This is a genomic window from Paraburkholderia unamae, from assembly GCF_003096875.1.
In the GTDB taxonomy this organism is placed as follows: domain Bacteria; phylum Pseudomonadota; class Gammaproteobacteria; order Burkholderiales; family Burkholderiaceae; genus Paraburkholderia; species Paraburkholderia unamae.
Window position 1 is genome coordinate 18,959 of record NZ_QEOB01000022.1, and the last position, 19,276, is coordinate 38,234.

The window sequence follows — 19,276 nt, forward strand, 5'->3', positions numbered from 1 at the left end:
AGAAAGGTTTCTAGCGTGACCTCCACCGCTGCTTCGTCCGCTTCGTCTATCGCGCCCGCATCCGGCGCGCAGGCAACATACCACGCAACCCACAACGCAGCACAAGGCGAGCCGCAACGCTTCGATATCGTCGCGCTCGACGCGCCGCTCGGCGCGGAAGTCATCGGCCTCGATCTCGCGAAACCGCTGTCGAGCGAGGATTTCGCGCGCATTCATCGCGCGCACCTCGATCATCACGTACTGGTGTTCCGCGATCAGCGCATCACGCCCGACGAGCAGGTGGCGTTCAGCCGCCGCTTCGGGCCGTTGCAGATCCACGTGCTGCACCAGTTCGCGCTGGCGGGCCACCCCGAGGTGCTGATCGTCTCGAACATCGTGGAGAACGGCAAGCCTGTTGGACTCGGCGACGCCGGCCACTTCTGGCACTCCGATCTCTCGTACAAGGAAAAGCCGAGCCTGGGTTCTTTCCTGCATGCGCAGGAACTGCCCTCGGAAGGCGGCGACACGCTGTTCGCCAACATGCATCTCGCGTGGGACACGCTGCCCGCGCATTTGCGTAACGCCGTGCAGGACAAGGGCGCCGAACATACCTATCTCGCGCGCTATGCCGAATTGCAGGCGCGCAGCCCGTGGCGGCCGAATCTTTCCGCCGAACAGATCGCGCAGGTCGCGCCCGTCGTTCACCCCATCGTGCGCACGCACCCGGAAACGGGCCGCAAGGCGCTGTTCGTGAGCGAGCATTTCACCACCCGCATCGTCGGGTTGCCCGAGGACGAAAGCCGCGCGTTGCTCGACGAGTTGTTCGCGCACAGCGTGCGCGAAGCGCATCTCTACCGGCACGTCTGGCGCGAGCACGACCTCGTGTTCTGGGACAACCGCTCGCTCATGCATCTCGCGGCGGGCACGCCCGATCATCTGCGCCGCAAGCTCTATCGCACCACCATCGAAGGCGACACGCCGTTCTAAAGCGCGGCGCCTGTGTTCCGGGCGCCAGCCAGCACAATAACAAGGAATCCTGATATGTCGTTTTCTGTCGCCTCGGCGATCCTGCGCCGCACGGGCGCCGCTTCCCTTGCCATCGCACTCGGTGCGCTGGGCCTAGGCCTGGGCGTGGCGGCTCCCGCGCGCGCCGAAGGCCAGCTTCGCGTGGCCGAGCAGTTCGGCGTGGTGTATCTGATGCTCAACGTCGCGCGCGACCAGCACTTCATCGAACAGGAAGGCCGCAAGGCCGGCGTCGATATCAAGGTGGACTGGGTGCGCCTTTCGGGCGGCGCTGCCGTCAACGACGCGCTCCTTTCGGGCGCCGTGGACGTGGCGGGCGCGGGTGTGGGTCCGTTGCTCACGGTGTGGGATCGCACACATGGCCGCCAGAACGTGAAGGGCGTGGCTTCGCTCGGCAACCTGCCGTACTACCTCGTCAGCAACAATCCGAACGTGAAGACGATTGCCGACTTCACGGCAAAGGATCGCATTGCCGTGCCTGCCGTGGGGGTTTCGGTGCAGTCGCGCGTGCTGCAATACGCGGCGGCGAAGCAATGGGGCGACAAGCAGTTCGACCGCCTCGACGCCTACACGCAGGCCATTCCGCATCCCGACGCCACGGCCGCGATCATTGCGAACAGCAGTGTCGTCACCGCGCATTTCGGCAATCCGCCGTTCCAGCAGCAGGAGCTTGCGGGCAACCCGAAAGCGCATATCGTGCTCAACTCGTATGACGTGCTGGGCGGCCCGAGTTCGGCCACGGTGCTCTACGCGACGCAAAAGTTCCGCGACGAGAACCCGAAAACCTATCGCGCGTTCGTGGCGGCGCTGGCCGACGCGGCCGGCTTCATCGCCGCGCATCCCGAGCAGGCCGCCGATATCTATATCCGCGTGAACGACTCGAAGATCGACCGCAATCTGTTGCTGAAGATCCTGCGCGATCCGCAGGTGCAGTTCAAGACCGCGCCGCAGAATACGTTGGGCCTTGCGCAGTTCATGTATCGCGTGGGCGCGATCCGCAACGAGCCGAAGTCGTGGCGCGATTACTTCTTCGACGATCCCGCCGTGGCCAACGGTAGTTGAGTACGCAGCGGTTTTCAGCCGGAAAGCGGGCCCCTTGCGGGCCCGTTTGCATTGTCGGCGCGTGTTTGTACCGCGGACGAAGGCTTATATGCGAGCCTGGTTTGAATATGTGGATTCATTGGTTGGGCCGCGCGGCGGGTGCCTTTATGTTGACGTTTTATCCGCTGGATTGCCAAACGTGAACGTCACTACCTCCAGATTCTGGGAGCGCACCCCGGCTGCGCGCCGCGAAGCGGGCGCGGTGCAACGCGCCGTCGTTGGCGAGCGCGACGCGCACGCTGAGCGCGCCGCTCACAATGCTCAAGCCGCCCCGCAATCCGAAGCAGGCCCGCGCAGCGAGCGCCTGCTCGCCATCGACAACGTCAGCCTCGAATACCGCAGTCGCGAGCGCATCGTGCGCGCCACGCAGGACGTGAGCTTCGACGTCTACGGCGCCGACCGCTTCGTGTTGCTTGGCCCTTCGGGCTGCGGCAAGTCCACCTTGCTCAAGGCCATCGCGGGCTTTATCGAACCGGTCTCGGGCACGATCTCGCTCGCGGGCGAGCCGGTGCGCGGCCCCGGTGCGGACCGTGTGGTCGTGTTCCAGGAATTCGACCAGCTGCCGCCCTGGAAAACCGTGGCCGAAAACGTGGCCTTTCCGCTGCGCGTGGCGCGCAAGCTGTCGCGCGCCGAGGCCCGCGAGCGTGCGCTCCATTACCTCGACAAGGTGGGGCTCGCCGCCTTCGCCGACGCCTATCCGCACACGCTCTCGGGCGGCATGAAGCAGCGCGTGGCGATTGCGCGCGCGCTCGCCATGCAGCCGCGCGTGCTGCTGATGGACGAGCCGTTCGCCGCGCTCGACGCCCTCACGCGCCGCAAGATGCAGGAAGAACTGCTGCGCCTCTGGGACGACGCGCGCTTCACGCTGCTCTTCGTCACGCATTCGATCGAGGAGGCGCTCGTGGTGGGAAATCGCATCTTGCTGCTCTCGCCGCATCCGGGGCGCGTGCGCGCCGAGGTCAACAGTCACGCGTATTCGCATGCGAGCATGGGCGGCGTGGACTTTCGCGAGAGCGTGGCGCACATCCATCGCCTGTTGTTCGATACCCATCCCGAAGCGGCAAGGGAGGCCCACCGATGAGCACGCCACACTCCACATTGCCGCCGCTGCCGCCCGTGCGCGCCGAGTACGAGCGGCCCTTGCTGCCCGTGCAGGCGGGCGCGGATTCGGCGCCGTTGCCGCTCGCGCGGCGCGTGCTCGACGCGGGCTGGCTGCGCCGCACGCTCATCGCGCTCGTGCTGATCGCGGGCTGGGAGATCACGGCGCGCATCGTTGCGAACGATCTGCTCGTGCCGACATTCGGCGCCACGCTCGCTGCGTTCGTGCAAGGGATCACGAGCGGCGAGTTGCTCGTGAAGACAGGTATTTCGCTGTCCGTGCTGCTGCGCGGCTACGCGATCGGCGTCGTGCTGGCGTTCGTGCTCACCTCGCTCGCGGTGTCCACGAGAGTCGGCCGCGATGTGCTTTCGATGCTCACGGCGATGTTCAATCCGCTGCCTTCCATCGCACTCCTGCCTATTGCGCTGCTCTGGTTCGGGCTCGGCACGGGCAGCCTGCTGTTCGTGCTCGTGCACGCGGTGCTGTGGCCGCTCGCGCTCAACATGTACACGGGTTTTCTCGGCGTGCCCGCCACGCTGCGCATGGCAGGCCGCAACTATGGCTTGAGCGGCCTGCGCCAGGTCGTGCTGATTCTCGTGCCGGCGGCGCTGCCTTCGATCATCGCGGGGCTGCGCGTGGGCTGGGCTTTCGCGTGGCGCACGCTGATCGCGGCCGAACTCGTGTTCGGCGCGAGCGCGGGGCAGGGCGGTCTTGGCTGGTACATCTTCCAGAATCGCAACGAGCTTTATACCGACCGCGTGTTCGCGGGCCTCGCGGCCGTGATCGTGATCGGGCTGCTCGTCGAGCATCTGGTATTCGACACGCTCGAACGCCTGACCGTGCGCCGTTGGGGCGTGCAGCACTAAACGCTGCGCTCGGATTCAGTCGACATCCACGACGATCTTGCTCCCCGCGCTGCCATCGGCCACCGCTTCGTAGGCGCGCTCCGCGTCGCTCAGCGCGAAGCGGCGCGCGTCGACGCGCGGCGCGAGCTGGCCGGCTTCGGCGTGGCGCGTGGCCTGCGCCATCATTTCCCCGTGATGCGCGCGGTTCACGCCGCTCAACAGCGGGTACAACGTGAACACGCCCGAATAGGTCGCCTCGCGAAAGGACAGCGGCGCGAGCGCATGCGTGCCCCAGCCCAGTGCGCTCACCACGTGCCCGTAATGCTTCACGGCCGCGAACGAGGCATCGAGCGTCGCGCCGCCCACGGTGTCGACCACGAGATCGAAGCCCGCGCCGCCCGTATGCGCCTGAACGTACTGCTCGACGCTTTGCGCGCCATAGTCGATCGCCGTCGCGCCCAGCTGCCCGATCAGCGCGAGCTTGCGGGCGCTGGCCGTGGCGAACACCTCGGCCCCGAGCGCGCGCGCGATCTGTATGGCCACGTGGCCCACGCCACCCGCGCCGCCTTGCACCAGCACGCTTTGCCCGGCCTGCAAATGCGCGCGATCCACTATCCCGAGCCATGACGTGATGAAGGCGAGCGGCAACGCCGCCGCTTCGCGCATCGAGAGATTCGCGGGCTTGCGCGCGAGCAGGTCGGCATCGACGGCGGCGTATTGCGCAAGCGAGCCCTGAATGCCGCCCACGCCGCCCGTCATGCCGTATACCTCGTCGCCGGGCGCGAAGCGCGTGACACCCGCGCCCACGGCCTCCACCACGCCGGCCATGTCGATGCCCAGCACGAGCGGAAGCGGATGCTGCGCGTGAGCGGCCTTGCCGGCGCGGATCTTCACGTCGAGCGGGTTGAGTCCCGCCGCGTGCACGCGCACGAGCACCTGGCCCGCCTGAGGTTGCGGGCGATCGAGCGTGGTCAGTTCGAGCGGACCTTCGTATTGGCTGAGGACGAGGGCTTTCATGGTTTTCTGGGCGTATCCGGTCTCGTTGATCAGGATGGCAAAGCGAGTGGCGCCGAGGCGCTGCTTCCCCGGCAATGTCCATAACCCAGTCTAGGCGGTCCGCGCGCACCGTTGAATGTCGGCGCGGCTCAAGTTCATGCCCGATCGTCTCACGGGCGGCGCATGTCAGTCCGGCAACTGCTGTGCGAGCCAGTCGATGAGCACGCGCACCTTGGGCGGCAGGTAGCGGTTGGGCGGGTAGAGCAACCACACCGGGCCGCTATAGGCGCGCGGCTCGAGCGACCATTCGGGCAGCACGTGCACGAGCGAACCCTCGCGCAGCGCCTGCGCCGCCGCGAATTCGGGCAGGCTCGCAATGCCCCGGTCGTGCAGCGCCGCGTCGCGCCGCGCGCCCACGTCGTTGGCGATATAGCGGCCCTTCACCTCCACCACGTGCGTTTGCGCGCCGCGGCGGAACGCCCAGCGGTTGTCGTCGGGCGTTTCGCCGAGATAGAGGCAGTCGTGCCGCGCGAGATCCCTGGGGTGCGCGGGCGTGCCGCGCGCGCGCAGGTAGGCCGGCGAGGCGCACGGCATCCAGCGCAGCGTGCCAAGCCGCCGTGCCGCGAGGCCGGGCGGCGGCGTGGGCGTGGGGCGGATCACGATGTCTACGCTGTCGCGCACCGGGTCGACATCGCGGTCCGTGAACATCAGTTGCACCGCGACTTCCTCATAGGCGCGCAGGAAGCCCGAAATCAGGGGATGAATCACGCTCTGCGCGAACGAAATGGGCGCGCTGATGCTCACCCGCCCATGCGGGCGGCCGGTGAGCCGGCTGGCGGCGTCGGCCGCGCCGGCCGCTGCCTCGACCATGTCCGCGCAGTGCCGGTAGACCTCGGCGCCCGCTTCCGTGAGCCGCAGGCTGCGCGTGGAGCGCTCCAGCAGCCGCGTGCCGAGCGCGCGTTCGAGCCGCTGCATCTGGCGGCTCACGGTGGAAGGCGTGCTGCCGAGCTGGCGTGCCGCGACCGAGAAATTGCCGGCCTCGACCACGCGCGCGAAGGTGGCGAGGTCGGGCAGCAGGGGCAGGAGGTCGGTGGGGTTCATCGTTGGCGGTCTAATTTCATCTGTGCATTGGCGACATAAATGATGTTCAGGTCAGGTGGATTATCGCCTTGCGGGCACTATTGGACAATGAGCGCACCATCAACGCCTTTCCGCCCACTTCCTCATATGAACGCCTTGCTCCGCTCGCCCCGCACCGTGGACCTGCTGCTCGTTGCCGTCGCGCTCGTCTGGGGCACGAGTTACGGCGTGGTGAAGGGCGCGTTGCTCATTTACCCCGTGCTGGGTCTGCTCGCCCTGCGCTTCGGCATTACCTTCGTCGTGCTTTCGCCCGCACTGCGCGGCCTCCTTCATGCGAACTGGCGCGAGCGTTTCGGCGTGTTCGGCGTCGGCCTGCTGCTGCTGGGCATCTTTCTGGCCGAGACGTTTGGCGTATCGCTCACGAATGCGTCGAACGCGGCGTTTCTCATCAGCCTGTGCGTGGTCCTCACGCCGCTCGTGGAGTGGGCGTGGCTGCGGCGTGCGCCGCGAGCCGTCGAATGGATGGCGGCCGCCGTGTCGCTGCTCGGTGCGTTCCTGCTCACGGGCGGCCATTTTGCGGCGAGCCCGGGCGACCTGCTGGTCCTCGTCGCGGCGCTGCTGCGTGCGCTCACGAGTTGCGCGGCCAAGCGCGTGATGAAGTCGGGCACGGTGCCGCCGCTCACGATGACGGCGGTGCAAGCCGCCGTGGTGTCGTGCGGCTGCGCGGTGCTGGCGCTGACCGTTGCGCCCGAGCAGTGGCAGCCGCTGCCGCACTGGCACGCCCACGCCGCGTTCTGGGGCAGCGTGCTGTATCTCGTCGCGGGCTGCACGCTGTTCGCCTTCTTCGTGCAGAACTACGCGGTGGCGCGCAGCAGCCCGACGCGCGTGGCCTTGCTCATGGGCAGCGAGCCCGTGTTCGGCGCGCTGTTCGCGTGTGTGTGGCTGGGCGAGCGGCTCACGCTCTCGGCATGGCTGGGCGGCCTGCTGATCGTGGCGGCGTCGTTGCTCGCGCTCAGGCACGAACCGCGCGTGGTGGTCCCGGCGGCCGTGGAGGCCTGAGGCGCGCGCCACATCGGCATTGCTGATATGCAATTGCGAATTAACTGGTAGGGGATTGCGACCCGGGCTGTTCCAATGGGGGGCTGGTCCTGCTCGACGCCCGAGCGGCGCTCGCCGGGTCAAAGCGTCGGCGCGCTCCGTTGTGGCGTTCGAACAGGGGATGCAACTGGCTTGCCCTGGAATGTCATGTCGACCCCTGCTTACCCTGCTGACGCCGCGCCGCTGCCGCGTCTTCCCGACGCCGCCCGCGTGCGGCGCATTGCCGACGACGCCCAAGCCCTCGCCGCCGCGCGCACGCTGGCGGCTGCGGTCGCGCCGGGCGCGGCGCAGCGCGACCGCGAGCGCGCGCTGCCCTGGGACGAACTCGATCTGTGGTCCGAAAGCGGACTCGGCGCGATCACGGTGCCGCGCGAATACGGCGGCCCGAATGTCTCGTACGCCACGCTGGCCGAAGTTTTTTCGATCCTGTGCGCGGCCGACCCCGCGTTCGGGCAGATCCCGCAAAATCATTTCGGTGTGCTGGGCGTGTTGCGCGAAGTCGGCAGCGCACAGCAGAAAACGCGCTTGTATGGCGAAGTGCTGGCGGGCCGCAGGCTCGGCAACGCCGGTCCGGAGCGCCGCTCGGCGGCGGCCACTACCATTGTGCAAGGCACCACGCGGCTCGTTTCGACGCCACAGGGTCTGCGCCTGAGCGGCCAGCGCTTCTATTCAACGGGCGCACTCTTCGCGCACCGCGTGCCGACGCGCGCAACCGACGACGCCGGCCGCGCCGTGCAGGTCTGGGTGCCTCGCGACGCGCCGGGTCTCAGCGTCATCGACAACTGGAGTTCGTTTGGACAACGAACCACGGCGAGCGGCACGGTGATCTTCGAGAACGTGCCGGTGAGCGCCGCCGACGTGCTGCCGATCTGGCAACTCGCCGAACGCCCCGGCCTCTCGGGCCCCGCTTCGCAACTGATTCAAGCCGCCATCGATCTCGGCATCGGCGAGGCGGCGGTGGCCGACACCATTGCCTTCGTGCGCGAGCACGCGCGCCCCTGGATCGACTCGGGCGCGGCGCGCGCGGCGGACGACCCCTATGTGATTGCCGATATCGGCCGCTTGCAGATCGACTTGCACGCCGCTCAGGAGGTATTGCGCGACGCGGGCCATACGCTCGACGCCATCGCCGCGCATCCCGTCGATGCACAGGCGAGCGCACGCGCATCGGTTGCCGTGGCGCAGGCGAAGGTGCTGACCACGCGCTTCGCGCTGGAAGCGAGCGAGAAACTGTTCGAACTGGCGGGCTCCGCCGCCACGCGTGCCGCGCACAACCTCGATCGCCACTGGCGCAATGCGCGCACGCATACGCTCCACGATCCGTTGCGCTGGAAACTGCATCTGCTTGGCAACTATCACCTGAACCACGAACTGCCCGCGCGCCACGCCTGGAATTGAGCCCCATGAGCACTGAACTTCCCATCACCGAAGGCTTCTCCGAAGCTGAAACCGGCGGCGCGCCACGGCGTGCCGCACCACCGCACGCGCCGACGCGTCTGGCCGACGACGCAGCGGCGCTCGCCGCTGCGCAACGGCTCGCCGCGCAGTTCACGCCCGAAGCGGCGTTGCGCGACCGCGAGCGCCGTCTGCCCTGGGACGAACTCGATGCGTTCGTCGCGAGCGGCCTGTGGGCGATCACCGTGCCGCGCGAATACGGCGGCCCCGGCGTGCGTAATGGCACGCTTGCCGAAGTGACCGCGATCATCGCCGCAGCGGACGGCTCGCTCGGGCAGATCCCGCAAAACCACTTTTACGCGCTCGAAGTATTGCGCGTGGGCGGGAGCGCCGAGCAGCAGCGTTTCTTTTACGACCGCGTGCTCGCGGGGGAGCGCTTTGGCAATGCGCTCGCCGAGATCGGCCAGAAGGATTTCAGGCGCCGCACGCGGCTTACGCGCGATGCGGGCGGCTTTCGCATCGACGGACGCAAGTTCTATTGCACGGGCGCGCTCTACGCGCACTGGATCCCCACGCTCGTGGTTGCCGAGGAGGCAGGCCAGGACGTGACGTACCTTGCATTCGTGCCGCGCGACGCGGCAGGTGTGACGATCACCGACGACTGGGACGGCTTCGGCCAGCGCGTGACGGGCAGCGGCTCCGTGCAGTTCGACGGCGTGCGGGTCGAGCCCGAATGGATCGTGCCGTTCCAGCGCTCGTTCGAGCGTCCCACGACCATCGGCCCGCTCGCGCAGATCATTCACGCCGCAATCGACCTCGGTCAGGCGCGCGGCGCATTCGAAGCGGCGCTGCAATTCGTGCGCGAGCGCTCGCGTCCCTGGATCGACGCCAAGGTCGAGCGCGCGGCCGACGACCCGCTCGCGATCTTTCACTTCGGCGATCTGGCGGCGCGCCTCGCCGCCGCCGAAGCGCTCGTGCGCCGCGCGGGCCGCTTCGTGGACGCCGCCCAGTCCGCCCCCGGCGAGCGCACGGTGGCCGAGGCCTCGATTGCCGTGGCCGAAGCGCGTGCCCTGACGACGACGATCTCGCTCGACGCCGGTTCGCGCCTGTTCGAACTGGCGGGCACGGCCGCGACGCTCGACGGCCTCGGACTCGACCGCTTCTGGCGCAACGCGCGCACCCACACGCTGCACGACCCTGTGCGCTGGAAGTATCACGCGGTGGGCAACTTCTACCTCAACGACACGCTGCCGCCGCGGCACGGAGCATTGTGATGGCCGAATCAAACCGAACCCACCAGGCGAACAAGCCCATCCTGCTCAACGCGTTCAACATGAATTGCGTTGGGCACATCAATCACGGGCTGTGGACGCACCCGCGCGACCGCTCGACCGACTACCGGACGATCGCCTACTGGACGAATCTCGCGCGCACGCTGGAGCGCGGCCTCTTCGACGGACTCTTTCTCGCCGACATCGTGGGCGTGTACGACGTGTATCAGCGCAACGTGGACGTGACGCTGCGCGAATCGATCCAGTTGCCCGTGAACGACCCCACGCTCCTCGTGCCGGCCATGGCCGCCGTGACCCAGAACCTGGGCTTCGGCGTGACGGTGAACCTCACTTACGAGCAGCCTTATCTGCTCGCGCGGCGCTTTTCGACGCTCGATCACCTCACGCAGGGCCGCATCGGCTGGAACATCGTGACGGGCTATCTGGACAGCGCCGCGCGCGCGATGGGACTGGAGCAGCAACTGCCGCACGACGAGCGCTACGATCGCGCCGACGAATACCTGGAAGTCCTCTATAAACTCTGGGAAGGAAGCTGGGAATCCGGCGCCGTGCGGCGCGACAAGGCCGCGCGCGTGTTCGCCGACCCGGCAAAGCTGCATCGCGTGCAGCACGAGGGGCAGTACTATCGCGTGGACGGCTACCACCTGGCGGAGCCCTCGCCGCAACGCACGCCGGTGCTGTTCCAGGCGGGCAGCTCGGGGCGCGGCCAGCGCTTCGCCGCGCGCCACGCCGAATGCGTGTTCATTTCGCCGCCGAACCGTGCCGCCGCGCGCGAAACGGTGCGTGCGCTGCGCGAGCAGCTTGTGCGTGCCGGGCGCCGGCCCGACGACGTGAAAGTGTTCGTGGGCGCGGCCGTGGTGCCGGGCACAACCGAGCGCGAAGCGCGCGAAAAGTATGCGGACTACCGCCAGTATGCGAGCCGCGAGGCGGGGCTCGCGCATTTCGCGTCGAGCACCGGCATCGATTACGCGCAATACGATCTCGACGAACCGGTCGATTACACGCCGGGCAATGCGATCGAGTCCGCCACGCGCACCGCGAAGCAGAACGGCTGGACGCGGCGCAAGCTGCTCGAGATGTTCGAACTGGGCGGGCGCTACCCGGCTATCGTCGGCAGCGCGTCGCAGATCGCCGACGAGTTGCAGGCGTGGATCGACGAGGCCGACGTGGACGGCTTCAACCTGAGCCGCACGGTGGTGCCCGAAAGCTACGAGGACTTCTTGGATATCGTGGTGCCGGAATTGCAGACGCGCGGGCGCTACAAGACGGCCTATGCGCCGGGCACGTTGCGCGAGAAGCTCTTTGGCGAAGGTGCGGAGTTGCCCGAGCGGCACGCGGGCGCCGGGTTTCGGCGCGTGCCGGAAGCGGTGTAAATGAAAGCGGGCCGCCGCGGCGTGAATCGCCGGGCGGCCCGATCGGAAAACACAAGGGAAAGCGAAAGTGATTCGGCAACCGAATTACTTTCGCAGTGGTCATTACTGCTGCGGCGCGTCCTTCCACGCGGGCAACGTAGCCCCGTGATAAACGGCGAGAATCTCGGCGGCCACGTTGGGCTGCTGGTAACTCTCCACCAGCGTGTGCACCCACGGTGCGTTGGCATCCTTATCGTTCACGGCGATGAAGTTGCGATACGGATTACCCGGCACCTGCTCCTGCGCAATGCGCTCCTGCGGAATCTTGATGCCCGACTTGACCGCCCAGTCCGTGTTGACCACGGCCGCGTCCAGATCGCCGATCGAGCGGCCGATGATGCCCGCGTCGAGTTCCTTGATATGGATGTTCTTCGGATTCTTCGCGATGTCGCGCGCGGTGGGCAAGAGGCCCACGTCGGCGCGCAGCGTGATGAGCCCTTGCGCCTGGAGCAGCAGCAGCGCGCGGCCTTCGTTGCTCGGGTCGTTCGGCACGCCGATGGCGGCGCCTTGCGGCAGGTCCGCCACCGACTTCACCTTGCGCGAGTAAAGGCCGATCGGCTGAACGTACGTGAAGCCCACCGGCACGATGTGGTAGCCGCGCGCCTTGATCTGCGCGTCGAGATAGGGCTTGTGCTGGAACGAATTGGCGTCGAGGTCGTGAACCGAAAGCGCCTCATTGGGCTGCGTGTATTCGGAGAACGTCGTCACCTTCACGGTGACCCCGTGCTTCGCGGCGTTGGCGGCGACCACGCGCCACACGTCCTCGTCCTCGCCCGACATGATGCCCACGCGCACCGTATTGTCCGCCGCCTGAGCAAGCGACGCGCCCCCGAGGCTCACGCCCAGCGCGAGCGAAGCCAGCGCGGTTCCCAGCCATGTTCTTTTATTCATAGGTCCATCGTTCGATGAGTTGTGGATGAGGCGATGCTAGAGAGCGCGCCACGGGTGGACAACCAATTTCGGCAGCATTGCTTAGCTAAAAACGTCGTTTTGCCATGCACAACGGTGTGGCTACGATGCAGCGATTGCAATCATTCAGTGAGTACCCGTCATGTCCACACTCGCCGTTCCGGTACCGGAAGCCCGCGAAGATTCCGAGCCAGAGGCTGCGGCCGCTTCGCAGCACGCGGTGATTCGTTCCGCGCAGGACGTCGCCCGTATCGTCAACGCGGGAGCCGCGCAGGGCAGCAACGCGCGCATCGTGATCGCCATCGCGCTGGGCGGCGTGTTTCTCGACGCCTACGACCTCACTTCGCTCGCCTATGGCGTGAAGGACATCGCGCGCGAATTCGCGCTTTCGCCGGTGCAGGTGGGCTTCGTTTCGGCGGCCATTACATTTGGCGCGATTCTCGGCGCGCTGTTCGGCGGCTATCTGACCGACCGTATCGGCCGCTACCGCGTGTTCATGGCCGACATGCTGTTTTTCGTCGTGGCGGCCATCGCGGCCGGGCTTGCGCCCAACGCGTGGGTGCTGGGCGGCGCGCGTTTTCTCATGGGCTTCGGGGTCGGGCTGGACTTGCCCGTGGCCATGGCGTTTCTCGCGGAGTTCTCGCGCGTGGCGGGCAAAGGCAACAAGGCGGCGAGCGTGGCCGCATGGTGCCCCGCGTGGTACGCGGCCACGAGCACCTGCTATCTGCTGATCCTCGGCCTCTATGCGATCCTGCCCGAGCATCAGCTTGGTTGGCTCTGGCGGCTCACGCTCGCGTTTGGCGCGGTGCCGGCGCTCGTCATCATCGCGGTGCGCAGCCGCTATATCAGCGAGTCGCCCGTATGGGCCGCCAATCAGGGCGACCTGGAGGGCGCCGCGCGCATCCTCAAGCGCTCGTATGGCGTGGACGCCGTGGTCGAGAAAAGCGAGGCCCCGGTGCGCGCACCGCGCGCCGCCTCGTGGCGCAACTACGGCGTGCTCTTCAACGCCACTTACCGTCGTCGCACCATACTCGCCGCGACGATCGGCGCGGCGTCCTCGTTCGGCTACAACGCGATCATCTTCGGCCTGCCCGTGATCATCGCGAGCTTCCTCCAGCAAGGGCCGCTCACGACCATCGTGGCCGCGCTCACGTTGAACCTGCTGTTCGCGTTCGTCGGCGGGCTGATCGGCGTGCGCACCGCGCCCACCGTCGGCGCATGGAAGATGACCGCGCTCGGCCACGCCTTGCAGTTCGTCTCGTTGATCGGGCTCGCGTTGATCGGCCATCCCGGCAACGGTTTCTTCGTCATCCTTGCCATTTTGCTGCTGGGCGGCTATCTGTTCGGGCAGGGATTCGGCCCCGGCTCGCATAGCATGACGTATGCGTCGCTCAGCTATCCGACTTCGCTGCGCGGCATTGGCGTGGGCTTCAATCAAACGCTCGTGCGCTCGGCCTCGACCATTTCGCTTTTCCTGTTCCCGGTGCTCGCCGCCGCACTCGGCACCAAGGTCTTCTGGGTGATCGCCATCGCACCGCTCACGTCGCTGCTGGTGCTGTTCGCAATCCGCTGGGAGCCGTCGGGTTACGACATCGACAGCGAGGATTACGCGGACGAACCCGCCGCCGCTGTTGCGCGCTGATCCCACCGCTCGCTCAACGCAACTCGGCGTAGCCGAGTTGCGCGGCGGCGTGCGCCATGTGTTCGATTTCGGCGTAGGCGTCGCCGCCGAGTCTCGCGAAGCCACGCAGGCGCAGCGCGCGTGCTCGCTCGACATTGGCTGCGAGGGCGGTATCGAGCGCCGCGCGCAGCGCTTCGGCCTGCGGTTCGGCGAGCGCGCGCGAGGCGATCAACGGCAGGCCTGGAGCCGGAGCCGTCATGCCCAGCACATGCACGCCGCGCAGGGCTTCAGGGTGTGCATCGCGCAGCAACGCAAGCGTCACGCAGTCGATGGCTCCAACGTCGGCCTCGCCGTTCGCCAGGGCGCGCAACGTGGCGGCATGCGAACCGGTCCATCGCAGCGAAGCGAAGAAACGGCCGTCCCGCGCAAAGGGCGCCACGGCATGGCGCAGCGCGTTCATGCCGCTGTGCGAATCGGCGCTGTTGCAGGCTGCGCGCAGGCCCTGGCAGGCGGTGAGCGTCGTGGCACCGCGCTCCCACGCCTGCTCCCCTACGACGAGCGCGCTGCGATAGCGGTGGTCCTCGCAGCCGGGCGCATCGAAGCACGGCGTGGCGATCAGATGGACGTGGCTTGCGAGTCCAAGCATGCGGTAGGGGAAGCCGCAGGTTTGCGAAAGCAGCAAGTCTTCGCGACGCCAGTGCGTCATCAAGTCGACGTCGGTGCTTTCGGCAAGCGTCACGTCGCCGGGGCCGCCCGCGCGCGCGAACGCCGTCATGCAGTCGCGCAGCAGCGCGCTCCAGAGCGCGGCGTGTTGCGGCGTGACGTTGTACATCGGCAGCGAGGCGATCCAGTGGTTCATGGGCGCATTCTACGCCGCGCGCCGCGCCTGCCTGACGCCGCATGCAGCTAAGCAAATACGAATCCATTGTTTGGTGAAGCGCGGCGCGTTCGTTATGTTGGATGGCCCAGGATGTTTCGCGCTCCAAAACGATGGGGTCGAATCATTGCAGCAGGATTCAACGAGCATGGCCGAATACTTCGACGTAGACCACGCGCGCGAAATCGCTTCGCTCGCAACAGGCTTCACCGCACGCACCGAGTGGCCCACGTGGCTCCTCATCGGCGTGATCTATGGCGGGTGGGCGGGCGTGCTGGCGCTCCTGCATGCCGGCCATCTCACGCTTGCCGCCGCCACGCCGCCTCTCGTCGTGCTGTGCGCCTGGCATATGTCCTTGCAGCACGAATTGATGCACGGCCATCCCACGCGCCTCACGTGGCTGAACGCGGCGCTCGGCTGGCCGCCGCTCGCCGTGTGGTTTCCGTACGCCTTGTATCGCGAGAGCCACATGGCGCACCATCGCGACGAAGCCTTGACGATGCCCGGCATCGACCCCGAAACGAACTACGTGCTGCCCGGCCGGTGGACGCAACTGCCGCGCTGGCAGCGCGTGTTGTGGCTCGCGCGCAAGAGTTTCGTGGGGCGCATGGTGATCGGGCCGCCGATGAGCGTCGCCGCGATGCTGCGGGGCGCGGCGGGTGCGCTGCAACGCGGCGAGCGCCGTCATCTGCCGATGTGGCTTGCGCATCTTGCGGCCGTCACGCTGTTGCTCGCGTGCGTGCAGCGTTATGCGGGCGTGCCGTGGTGGTACTACCTCGCGGCGATCACGTGGCCCGCGCTCGGGCTCGCGATGGTGCGCTCGCTGTACGAGCACCGCGCGGCCGCCCATCCGAAGGCGCGCATCGCCATCAATGAGGCCGGGCCCGTCATGCGGCTCCTGTACCTGAACAACAACTATCACCTCGTGCATCACGACTTGCCGGGGCTGGCGTGGTTTCACCTGCCGCGCGCCTACCGCATGCGCCGCGAGGACTATCGGCGCAAGTGCGGCGGCTTCGTGATTGGGGGCTACGCCGCGCTGCTCAGGCGCTATGCGTGGCGGGTGACCGACGCGCCCGCGCATCCGTTCGGAGATAGCGCGACGCGCTGAGCACGCTCGCTCCCGTTCATTGCCGGAACCGCTTGAAGAAACGGCGAATGTCGGCGGCGAGGAGGTCGGGTTCTTCCATGGCCGCGAAATGGCCGCCACGCGGCATGTCCGTCCACTGCGCGACGTCGAACACGCGCTCCAGCCATGATCTCGGCGGGTGATTGATTTCCTTGGGAAAGCGCGCGAACGCGACGGGCGGCTGCACGCGCTGCCCCGCTGCGAAGCGAAACGGTTGCAAGCGATTTTCCCAGTACATCTGCATCGAACTGCCGATGCTCTGCGTGAACCAGTAGATCGAAAGGTTCGTAAGCAGTGCGTCTTTCGAAAACCGGCGCTCGATCACGCCGTCGCAGTCGCTCCATGCGCGAAATTTTTCGCCGATCCACGCGGCGAGACCCGCGGGCGAGTCGTTGAGCGACGCCGCCAGCGTTTGCGGCTTCGTCGCATGCACGTGCGCGTAGCCGCCTTCCATTGCCGCCCATTCCGTCTTCTCGCGCAGATAGTCCTGCTCCGCCTGGCTGAGCGGGGCGGCGGCTTTATCGAGCTTATCGAGCGTAGGTTCGTACGACGAAGGCAGGAAGTTGAGGTGGATGCCTTCCACGGCGTCCGCATGCCGTGCGGCAAGCGCGATCGAAACACCCGCGCCCAGGTCGCCGCCCTGGGCGCCGAAGCGCGCGTAGCCGAGTCCGCGCATGAGCGCCGCCCACCGATCGGCCACCTGGAACGCCGATGAACCGGGGTGCGCCGCCGGCGGCGAAAAGCCGAAGCCCGGCAGCGAAGGCACGACGACATCGAACGCATCGGCGGGATCGCCGCCGAACGCCGCGGGGTCGCACAGGCGTTCGAGCAGTGCGTGGAATTCGGCGAACGAGCCCGGCCAGCCATGCGTGATGACCAGCGGATAGGGGCTCGGGCCCACGCCGCGCCGGTGCACGAAGTGCACGCGCTGGCCGCTCAGTTCGGCAATGAATTGCGGCTGCGCGTTGAGCGCGCGCTCGGCGCCGCGCCAGTCATATCGATCCGCCCAGTAGGCGACCAGTTCGCGCAGCCATGCGTTGTCGGTGCCTTGCTGCCATGAGGGCGAGGGCGTGGCGGCGGCCCAGCGCGTGGCGCGCAAACGCCGGCGCAGGTCGTCGAGCGCATCGTCGGACACGCGTATTTCGAATGGATCGATATGCATGGCGGCTCATCGGTATTGGGGCGGTCCATTATGGACGAATTCGGCGGAGCGAGCCGGCGACGGCCATCGAGCGCTTTCGAATTCCTGGCGCCGCTTACCAGATGTTTATCGAGGCATCCATTTTGTTTATCTCCAACCGGAACCGCGATTGCGCGTTTCTTCCCGCGTCTTGAGCGCCGCCGCGCCGCGCGAACCCCACAGGACGTGAGAATGGCGGCCTTTGCGCGCCGCCGCCCGTGGACGCGTGGGGGGCCATGAGCGATGATTCTTGCGAAATCCAGGTATTAGCCCTGGCTTCTGGCGTGGCGCCCTCAATTCGTACCGTATCGATCGTGTTTTGCGCAGTTCCATTCGTGTGGCGGCTTTGCGGCGCTGCACCCGTAGCAGGGGTCTCAATGATCATCGATATTCACGGCCACTACACCACGGCGCCCCATGCGCTGGAGGCCTGGCGCAAGCGCCAGATTGCGGCCATCGGCAACCCGTCCGGCATGCCGAAAACGTCGGAGCTGAAAATCGGCGACGACGAACTGCGCGAGTCGATCGAGCGCAATCAGCTCAGGCTGATGCGCGAGCGCGGCCTCGACCTCACGATCTTCAGCCCGCGCGCGAGCTTCATGGCGCATCACATCGGCGACTTCGAGATTTCCAGCACGTGGGCCGCGATCTGCAACGAGCTGTGCTACCGCGTGAGCGAGCTTTTCCCCGACAGCTTCGTGCCCGCCGCGATGCTGCCGCAAAGTCCCGGTGTCGATCCGGCCACCTGCATACCGGAACTCGTGAAGTGCGTGGAGCAGTACGGCAACGTGGCGATCAATCTGAATCCCGATCCTTCGGGCGGCCACTGGACGAGCCCGCCGCTTTCCGATCGCCACTGGTATCCCATCTACGAGAAGATGGTGGAGTACGACATTCCGGCGATGATTCACGTGAGCACGAGCTGCAACGCGTGCTTTCACACCACGGGCGCGCATTATCTGAATGCGGACACGACCGCGTTCATGCAATGCCTGACTTCGGACCTGTTCCGCGACTTTCCTACGCTGCGCTTTGTCATTCCGCACGGCGGCGGTGCGGCGCCGTACCACTGGGGGCGCTTTCGCGGTCTCGCGCAGGAACTCAAGAAGCCGCGGCTCGAAGAACACGTGCTGAACAACGTGTTCTTCGATACCTGCGTGTACCACCAGCCCGGCATCGATTTGCTTACGCGCGTGATTCCGGTCGAGAACATCTTGTTTGCGAGCGAGATGATCGGCGCGGTGCGTGGCATCGACCCCGAAACCGGGCATTACTACGACGACACGAAGCGCTATATCGAGGCCGCGCATGTCGATGCGGCGGACCGGCACAAGATTTACGAGAGCAATGCGCGCCGGGTGTATCCGCGCCTCGACGCGCGGCTCAAGGCAAAGAGGCGCTGAGCGCATGCGAGGCATGCCTCGCGCCATATCGACGGACAAGCCAGTCAATGACAGAGAACGATGTGAAGCATGACGCCACGCTCAGGGGCGTCGGGTCGATGGCGACCCGCCAGGTGCTGGCGGCCTTGGCCGATCTATACGAACGCGCAACCGGGTGTCGCGTGAGCGTGACGTCGCTGGGCGGCGTTGAGGCCGCGCGGCGCGTGCAGGGCGGCGCGGCGTTCGACTTCGCGGTGCTCGCCGCGGGCGCGATCGACCGGCTGCTCGCCGGCGCCAGCCTCATGGGCGAGCGCGTGGATATCGTGCGCTCCGGCATGGCGGCGGCCGTTGCCGCGGGTGTGCCGCATCCGGACATCGGCACCGAAGGCGCGCTGCGTGAGGCGATGTCGCGCGCCACGCGCATCGGCTATTCGACGGGCCCGAGCGGCGACCATCTCGTGGGCCTGCTCGAACGCTGGGGCGTGGCGGAAACGATGTTGCCGCGTCTCGTGAAGGCGCAGCCGGGCGTGCCCGTGGCGAGCCTGATTGCCAGCGGCGAGGTCGAGCTTGGGTTCCAGCAGTTGAGCGAATTGAAGGACGTGCCGGGCGTGGACGTGATCGGCCCGCTGCCGGGTGAGGCGCAACTCGTGACGGTATTTTCCGCCGCGGTTTGTGCGGTCTCCACGCGGCAAACGGCTGCCGGGGACTTTCTGGCGTTCCTCGCTTCGGATCAGGCCGAGGCGACCAAACGGGCATTTGGCATGACGGCGGCCGGCGGTTGATCGCAGGCCGTCGCGCGTAAAGGGCGGCGCGAGGCAAGACGCAAGGCGCAGCAGGAGGATCGGACACGCGGCATCG

General features: G+C 67.1%; 17 protein-coding genes. 12 read left to right on the forward strand and 5 right to left on the reverse strand.

All coding sequences use genetic code 11. From position 1 onward, the window contains the following. Positions 1-126: 126 nt before the first annotated feature. The 4 genes from C7402_RS35185 (at position 127) to C7402_RS35200 (ending at position 4,068) form a co-directional block, all read left to right on the forward strand. Complete coding sequence (locus C7402_RS35185; protein WP_208949059.1) at positions 127-966, forward strand: TauD/TfdA dioxygenase family protein; 840 nt, start codon at positions 127-129, stop codon at positions 964-966. Positions 967-1,020: 54 nt separating this feature from the next. Further along, a complete protein-coding gene (locus C7402_RS35190) occupies positions 1,021-2,064 on the forward strand; it encodes an ABC transporter substrate-binding protein (RefSeq protein WP_116613850.1) in 1,044 nt (347 codons plus the stop codon). Positions 2,065-2,242: 178 nt separating this feature from the next. After that, on the forward strand, positions 2,243-3,184 hold the full coding sequence (locus C7402_RS35195) for an ABC transporter ATP-binding protein (protein WP_112176705.1): 942 nt from the start codon (positions 2,243-2,245) through the stop codon (positions 3,182-3,184). Continuing rightward, complete coding sequence (locus C7402_RS35200) at positions 3,181-4,068, forward strand: ABC transporter permease (RefSeq protein ID WP_116613851.1); 888 nt, start codon at positions 3,181-3,183, stop codon at positions 4,066-4,068. The genes C7402_RS35195 and C7402_RS35200 overlap by 4 nt, the downstream gene beginning before the upstream one ends. 15 nt (positions 4,069-4,083) lie before the next feature. Here C7402_RS35200 and C7402_RS35205 read toward each other — a convergent pair whose 3' ends face one another. Further along, positions 4,084-5,064: a zinc-dependent alcohol dehydrogenase family protein gene (locus tag C7402_RS35205; protein ID WP_116613852.1), complete on the reverse strand. Its 981-nt coding sequence runs from the start codon at positions 5,062-5,064 to the stop codon at positions 4,084-4,086. 165 nt (positions 5,065-5,229) lie between these two features. Further along, the gene (locus C7402_RS35210) at positions 5,230-6,144 is read right to left on the reverse strand and encodes a LysR family transcriptional regulator (RefSeq protein ID WP_116613853.1); all 915 of its coding nucleotides are present in this window, start codon (positions 6,142-6,144) and stop codon (positions 5,230-5,232) included. A 126-nt stretch (positions 6,145-6,270) separates the two neighbouring features. On the opposite strand from C7402_RS35210, the gene C7402_RS35215 reads away from it, so the two are divergent. From C7402_RS35215 to C7402_RS35230, 4 genes are all read left to right on the forward strand, one after another. Continuing rightward, entirely contained in the window at positions 6,271-7,182 is a 912-nt protein-coding gene (locus tag C7402_RS35215; protein WP_116613854.1) for a DMT family transporter, read from the forward strand. Positions 7,183-7,368: 186 nt separating this feature from the next. Beyond that, complete coding sequence (locus tag C7402_RS35220) at positions 7,369-8,619, forward strand: SfnB family sulfur acquisition oxidoreductase (protein WP_116613855.1); 1,251 nt, start codon at positions 7,369-7,371, stop codon at positions 8,617-8,619. Positions 8,620-8,624: 5 nt separating this feature from the next. Beyond that, complete coding sequence (locus C7402_RS35225; RefSeq protein ID WP_116613856.1) at positions 8,625-9,890, forward strand: SfnB family sulfur acquisition oxidoreductase; 1,266 nt, start codon at positions 8,625-8,627, stop codon at positions 9,888-9,890. Next, the gene (locus C7402_RS35230) at positions 9,890-11,281 is read left to right on the forward strand and encodes an LLM class flavin-dependent oxidoreductase (RefSeq protein WP_116613857.1); all 1,392 of its coding nucleotides are present in this window, start codon (positions 9,890-9,892) and stop codon (positions 11,279-11,281) included. The genes C7402_RS35225 and C7402_RS35230 overlap by 1 nt, the downstream gene beginning before the upstream one ends. 102 nt (positions 11,282-11,383) lie before the next feature. Here the strand turns inward: C7402_RS35230 and C7402_RS35235 are convergent, their stop codons facing one another. Continuing rightward, entirely contained in the window at positions 11,384-12,211 is an 828-nt protein-coding gene (locus C7402_RS35235; RefSeq protein WP_112176697.1) for a MetQ/NlpA family lipoprotein, read from the reverse strand. Positions 12,212-12,371: 160 nt separating this feature from the next. On the opposite strand from C7402_RS35235, the gene C7402_RS35240 reads away from it, so the two are divergent. Further along, positions 12,372-13,871: an MFS transporter gene (locus C7402_RS35240; RefSeq protein ID WP_116613858.1), complete on the forward strand. Its 1,500-nt coding sequence runs from the start codon at positions 12,372-12,374 to the stop codon at positions 13,869-13,871. 13 nt (positions 13,872-13,884) lie between these two features. Here C7402_RS35240 and C7402_RS35245 read toward each other — a convergent pair whose 3' ends face one another. Continuing rightward, entirely contained in the window at positions 13,885-14,709 is an 825-nt protein-coding gene (locus tag C7402_RS35245; RefSeq protein ID WP_165842067.1) for a phosphate/phosphite/phosphonate ABC transporter substrate-binding protein, read from the reverse strand. 166 nt (positions 14,710-14,875) lie between these two features. On the opposite strand from C7402_RS35245, the gene C7402_RS35250 reads away from it, so the two are divergent. Continuing rightward, positions 14,876-15,838, forward strand: a complete 963-nt coding sequence (locus C7402_RS35250) for a fatty acid desaturase (RefSeq protein ID WP_112176695.1) — start codon at positions 14,876-14,878, stop codon at positions 15,836-15,838. A gap of 16 nt (positions 15,839-15,854) precedes the next feature. Here C7402_RS35250 and C7402_RS35255 read toward each other — a convergent pair whose 3' ends face one another. Continuing rightward, complete coding sequence (locus tag C7402_RS35255; protein WP_116613859.1) at positions 15,855-17,018, reverse strand: epoxide hydrolase family protein; 1,164 nt, start codon at positions 17,016-17,018, stop codon at positions 15,855-15,857. A 395-nt stretch (positions 17,019-17,413) separates the two neighbouring features. Between C7402_RS35255 and C7402_RS35260 the strand changes: the two genes are divergently transcribed. Both C7402_RS35260 and C7402_RS35265 read left to right on the forward strand, forming a co-directional pair. Then, entirely contained in the window at positions 17,414-18,439 is a 1,026-nt protein-coding gene (locus C7402_RS35260) for an amidohydrolase family protein (RefSeq protein WP_116613860.1), read from the forward strand. Between the two features lie 47 nt (positions 18,440-18,486). Continuing rightward, positions 18,487-19,200 carry a substrate-binding domain-containing protein gene (locus C7402_RS35265; RefSeq protein ID WP_224042378.1) on the forward strand — a complete coding sequence of 238 codons (714 nt, stop codon included), beginning with the start codon at positions 18,487-18,489 and terminating at the stop codon, positions 19,198-19,200. Positions 19,201-19,276 lie beyond the last annotated feature (76 nt).